Here is a 6123-nt window from a genome sequence, read left to right as displayed (position 1 = left end):
TGACTTAGAAATGATGAGAGAAATGGGCTTCTGTTCAGGAATCGAGAACTATTCGGTTCACCTTACATTAAGACCTTTAGGTTCTACACCATACACGTTACTTGATTATTTCGGAGACGATTGGCTTGTAATGATTGATGAATCACACGTTACGTTACCGCAGATTCGTGGTATGTATAACGGTGACAGAGCACGTAAACAAGTACTTGTAGATCATGGTTTCCGTTTACCAAGCGCGCTAGATAACCGCCCACTTAAATTTGAAGAGTTTGAAGATAAAACAAAACAATTAGTGTATGTATCTGCAACACCAGGACCATATGAGTTAGAACATACTGATGAGATGGTAGAACAAATTATCCGTCCAACAGGATTACTTGATCCTAAAGTGGATGTTCGACCAACTGAAAATCAAATTGATGACCTATTAAGTGAAATCCAAGAACGTGTAGAGCGAAATGAACGCGTCTTAGTTACAACATTAACTAAAAAGATGAGTGAAGATTTAACCACATACATGAAAGAAGCGGGAATTAAAGTGAATTACCTTCACTCTGAGATTAAAACATTGGAAAGAATTGAGATTATTCGTGACTTGCGAATGGGCACATATGATGCAATTGTAGGTATTAACTTGCTAAGAGAGGGTATTGATATACCTGAGGTTTCATTAGTAGTAATTCTTGATGCAGATAAAGAAGGATTTTTACGTTCAAATCGTTCACTTATCCAAACGATTGGTCGTGCTGCCCGTAATGATAAAGGTGAAGTTATTATGTATGCCGATAAAATCACTGATTCCATGCAATATGCAATTGATGAAACCCAAAGACGTCGGGATATACAAACGGCACATAATGAAAAATATGGTATCACGCCACGAACAATTAACAAAAAAATACATGATGTCATTAGTGCTACAGTGGAAAGTGATGAAACGAACGAACAGAAACAAACAGAACTACCTAAGAAAATGACTAAAAAAGAAAGACAAAAAACAATCGAAAATATAGAAAAAGAAATGAAAAAAGCAGCTAAAGATTTAGACTTTGAAAAAGCAACAGAATTAAGAGATATGTTATTTGAATTAAAAGCAGAAGGGTGACGTTTAAATGAAAGGACCGTCTATAGTAGTTAAAGGAGCTCGTGCACACAACTTAAAAGGGGTAGACATTGAATTACCTAAGAATAAACTTATTGTCATGACCGGGCTTTCAGGGTCTGGTAAATCTTCCTTAGCGTTCGACACCATTTATGCTGAAGGACAAAGACGCTATGTGGAATCGCTAAGTGCATATGCTCGTCAATTTTTAGGTCAAATGGATAAACCAGATGTAGATACAATTGAAGGTTTATCGCCTGCGATATCTATCGATCAAAAGACTACTAGTAAAAATCCTCGTTCAACTGTAGCTACAGTTACGGAGATTTATGACTATATTCGTCTACTATATGCTCGAGTTGGGAAGCCTTATTGTCCTTATCATGACATAGAAATTGAGTCGCAAACGGTTCAACAAATGGTGGACAGAATTTTAGAGCTTGAAGAACGCACTAAAATACAATTACTTGCCCCAGTTGTGTCCCATAGAAAAGGAACGCATGAAAAATTAATTGAAGATATCGGCAAGAAGGGGTATGTACGTCTTCGTGTAGATGGAGAAATCGTAGATGTTAATGAAGTCCCAGAGTTAGATAAGAATAAAAATCACACAATAGAAGTCGTTGTAGACCGTTTAGTAGTTAAAGATGGTATAGAAACGCGTTTAGCTGATTCAATTGAAACAGCTTTAGAATTAGCTGAAGGAAATTTAACAGTTGATGTTATCGATGGAGAAGAACTCAAGTTCTCTGAGAACCATGCATGTCCTTTATGTGGATTTTCAATTGGTGAATTAGAACCTAGAATGTTTAGTTTTAATAGTCCATTCGGTGCTTGTCCTACTTGTGATGGCTTAGGTCAAAAGCTAACAGTAGACCTAGACTTAGTTGTGCCAGATAAAAATAAAACTTTAAATGAAGGTGCCATTGAACCGTGGGAACCTACAAGCTCAGATTTCTATCCAACACTTTTAAAACGTGTGTGCGAAGTGTATCGAATTAACATGGATAAACCTTATAAGAAACTGACAGATAGACAAAAAGATATTTTAATGAACGGTTCTGGTGATAAGGAGATAGAGTTCACTTTCAAACAACGAAATGGCGGAACACGTAAACGTACAATGGTGTTTGAAGGTGTTGTTCCTAACGTTAATCGTCGCTATCATGAATCACCTTCAGAATATACACGTGAAATGATGAGTAAATATATGACAGAATTACCATGTGAAACATGTCATGGTAAACGTTTAAGCAAGGAAGCTTTATCAGTATATGTAGGCGGATTAAATATTGGCGAAGTTGTAGAATACTCAATTAAAAATGCTTTGAAATATTATGAAAACATTGAGTTGAGCGAACAAGATAGAGCGATTGCAAATCAAATTTTAAAAGAAATTATTTCAAGATTATCTTTCTTAAATAATGTAGGTTTAGAATATCTGACGCTAAATCGTTCGTCAGGTACTTTATCAGGTGGTGAAGCACAGCGAATTCGTCTTGCAACGCAAATAGGTTCAAGATTGACAGGTGTCTTGTATGTCTTAGATGAACCTTCCATTGGTTTGCATCAAAGAGATAATGATCGCTTAATTAATACTTTAAAAGAAATGCGTGATTTAGGTAATACACTCATCGTTGTAGAACATGATGATGATACGATGAGAGCTGCAGATTATTTAGTTGATGTTGGCCCTGGCGCTGGTAATCATGGTGGAGAAATCGTATCAAGTGGTACACCATCTAAAGTAATGAAGGATAAAAAATCTTTAACAGGTCAATATTTAAGTGGTAAAAAACGTATCGATGTACCTGAACATAGAAGAGAAATAACAGATAAGAAAATTAGTATTCAAGGCGCACGTAGCAACAACCTTAAAGATGTTAATATTGATTTTCCGCTTTCAGTTATGACAGTAGTTACTGGCGTATCAGGATCAGGTAAAAGTTCACTAGTAAATGAAATTTTATATAAATCTCTTGCTCAAAAAATTAATAAATCCAAAGTTAAACCTGGAGATTATGACAAAATTGATGGTATCGATCATTTAGATAAAATTATTGATATCGATCAATCTCCAATCGGTAGAACGCCTCGTTCGAATCCTGCAACTTATACTGGTGTATTTGATGACATTCGCGATGTTTTTGCGCAAACAAATGAAGCGAAAATACGTGGATATCAAAAAGGAAGATTTAGTTTTAACGTAAAAGGTGGCCGTTGTGAAGCTTGTAAAGGTGACGGCATCATTAAAATAGAAATGCATTTCTTACCTGACGTATACGTTCCATGTGAAGTTTGTGATGGTAAACGTTATAATCGTGAAACTTTAGAAGTCACTTACAAAGGTAAAAATATTGCAGATGTTTTAGAAATGACGGTTGAAGAAGCAACACACTTTTTCGAAAATATACCTAAAATTAAGAGAAAACTACAAACACTAGTAGATGTAGGACTTGGCTATATTACTTTAGGACAACAAGCAACAACACTTTCAGGTGGTGAAGCACAACGTGTGAAACTTGCATCTGAATTGCATAAACGTTCAACAGGTCGTTCAATTTATATTCTTGATGAACCTACGACAGGTTTACACGTGGATGATATCAGTCGCTTGTTGAAGGTCTTAAATCGTTTAGTGGAAAATGGAGATACCGTCGTAATTATTGAACATAATCTTGATGTTATTAAGACAGCAGATCATATCATTGACCTTGGACCTGAAGGCGGTGATGGCGGTGGTACCATTGTTGCTACCGGTACACCTGAAGAAATAGCACAAAACAAAGATTCGTATACTGGAAAGTACTTGAAACCAGTATTAGAAAGAGATAGTGTTGAATAGTTTAGTTCATATTATAAACTTGAAATAGAATGACTAAAGAGAGACTAGAATGCAATGAAATGTTCCTTACAAAGTAGCTAATTTAACAACTCAAACTTTGAAGGGGCACGAACCACAGATGCGTTTTAGTCTCTCTTAGTTTTTATATGATGATCAATATCGATTTAAGTCAGAGACGCATTGACACTTTTATGAGTCATTCATTGCAATTCCTCCAGTGCTTCATTTTCAAAAAGCAAAAGAATTTGTGACTTAAAATTTTCAAGTTAATAGTCATTTAAGAATGTTTTATATTTTAAAGCATCATTTTAATATAGATTGTGAGTTTATTTTTGATATGATAATAGAATAGAGAATAGAAATGAAGGGATATTGAAAATTGAGGTGAACCCATGTTAACAACAGAAAGATTGGTTAATACGCTTAATTTAGAAGTAATTGCCGGTGAACAAGGTTTAGATAGACCAATAAAGAATACAGACATTTCACGTCCAGGTTTAGAAATGGCAGGTTATTTCTCTCATTATGCTTCTGATAGAATTCAATTATTAGGAACTACAGAGCTATCATTTTATAACTTACTTCCTGATGAAGAAAAAGAAGGAAGAATGAGAAAATTGTGCCGACCAGAAACGCCCGCAATTATTGTTACGCGTGGATTAACTCCCCCTGAAGAATTAGTGAATGCTGCTAAAGAATTACATACACCGATTATCATAGCGAAAGATGCCACAACAAGTTTAATGAGTCGATTAACTACATTTTTAGAACATGAATTGGCTAAAACAACATCTCTCCATGGTGTGCTTGTAGATGTTTATGGCGTTGGTGTACTCATTACAGGTGATTCTGGTATAGGGAAAAGTGAAACAGCATTAGAGTTAGTGAAACGTGGTCACAGACTAGTTGCTGATGATAATGTTGAAATCAAAGAAATTACTAAAGATGAATTAATAGGAAAGCCACCTAAGTTAATCGAACATTTACTAGAGATTCGTGGTCTCGGCATAATCAATGTTATGACACTTTTCGGCGCAGGGTCTATTCTCACTGAAAAGCAAATCCGCTTAAATATTAATTTAGAAAATTGGAATAAAGATAAATTATATGATCGCGTAGGGCTAAACGAAGAAACCCTAAAGATTCTAGATACTGAAATTACTAAAAAGACAATCCCTGTTAGACCAGGTCGTAACGTCGCAGTCATCATTGAAGTTGCTGCAATGAATTATCGTCTTAATATCATGGGGATTAATACAGCAGAAGAATTTAGCGAACGACTAAATGAAGAGATTGTTCGCAATAGTCATAAAAGTGAGGAGTAATATGAAATGGGTTTAACGCTAGGTTATATCGATCCAGTTGCCTTTAACATTGGACCTATCCATGTTCGTTGGTATGGCATCATTATTGCTTGTGGCATTTTATTAGGTTATTTTATTGCGCAAGCCGCACTTAAGAATGTAGGGTTACATAAAGATACTTTAATAGATATCATATTTTATAGTGCCATTTTTGGTTTTATAGTAGCTAGATTGTATTTTGTTATTTTCCAATGGCCGTATTACATGGAAAATCCAGGAGAGATACCTAAAATATGGCATGGAGGTATCGCCATCCATGGTGGTTTAATAGGTGGTTTTATCACAGGTATCATTGTATGTAGAACCAAAAATCTTCACCCTTTCCAAATTGGAGATATAGTCGCTCCAAGTATTATCTTGGCTCAAGGTATTGGCAGATGGGGGAACTTTATGAACCATGAAGCGCATGGTGGACCTGTTTCAAAAGCATTCCTCGAACACCTACATTTGCCTGATTTTATTATTAGAAACATGTACATCGATGGTCAGTATTATCATCCTACATTTTTATATGAGTCTCTTTGGGATGTGCTTGGGTTCATTATTTTAATCACATTAAGAAAGCATTTGAAATTAGGGGAAACATTTTTCGGCTATCTTATTTGGTATTCTATTGGACGATTCTTTGTCGAGGGTTTGAGAACAGACAGTTTAATGCTTACAAGTCATATTCGAGTGGCACAACTTGTTTCAGTGATTCTTATCGTAATAAGTATTATTTTAATTATTTATAGAAGAATTAAGTATCAACCTTCAACATTTAAAAATGCTGGACCATTAACGTGGCCAGGCAAAAAGGTATAGTGGTTATA

Annotated in this window: 4 protein-coding genes; all 4 read left to right on the top strand. The window is 35.3% G+C overall.

The window, feature by feature from the left end; all coding sequences use genetic code 11:
• On the top strand, positions 1-1105 hold a 1105-nt coding region (locus HMPREF3264_RS09520), incomplete at its 5' end, for a helicase-related protein (RefSeq protein ID WP_176746832.1).
• A gap of 7 nt (positions 1106-1112) precedes the next feature.
• Entirely contained in the window at positions 1113-3947 is a 2835-nt protein-coding gene (gene uvrA, locus HMPREF3264_RS09515; RefSeq protein WP_070873181.1) for an excinuclease ABC subunit UvrA, read from the top strand.
• Positions 3948-4339: 392 nt separating this feature from the next.
• Positions 4340-5272 carry an HPr(Ser) kinase/phosphatase gene (gene hprK / locus HMPREF3264_RS09510; protein ID WP_002441542.1) on the top strand — a complete coding sequence of 311 codons (933 nt, stop codon included), beginning with the start codon at positions 4340-4342 and terminating at the stop codon, positions 5270-5272.
• Positions 5273-5278: 6 nt separating this feature from the next.
• On the top strand, positions 5279-6115 hold the full coding sequence (gene lgt, locus HMPREF3264_RS09505) for a prolipoprotein diacylglyceryl transferase (RefSeq protein ID WP_002441545.1): 837 nt from the start codon (positions 5279-5281) through the stop codon (positions 6113-6115).
• Positions 6116-6123: the final 8 nt, after the last annotated feature.

The sequence above is a fragment of the Staphylococcus sp. HMSC62A08 genome, assembly GCF_001839105.1.
Lineage (GTDB): Bacteria > Bacillota > Bacilli > Staphylococcales > Staphylococcaceae > Staphylococcus > Staphylococcus caprae.
This window is presented reverse-complemented; position numbering and strand designations above follow the sequence as displayed.

Bases quoted from the DNA above. Each gene is read 5' to 3' on its own strand.
- hprK (WP_002441542.1), top strand. From the start codon at position 4,340: ATGTTAACAACAGAAAGATTGGTTAATACGCTTAATTTAGAAGTAATT.
- uvrA (WP_070873181.1), top strand. From the start codon at position 1,113: ATGAAAGGACCGTCTATAGTAGTTAAAGGAGCTCGTGCACACAACTTA.
- lgt (WP_002441545.1), top strand. From the start codon at position 5,279: ATGGGTTTAACGCTAGGTTATATCGATCCAGTTGCCTTTAACATTGGA.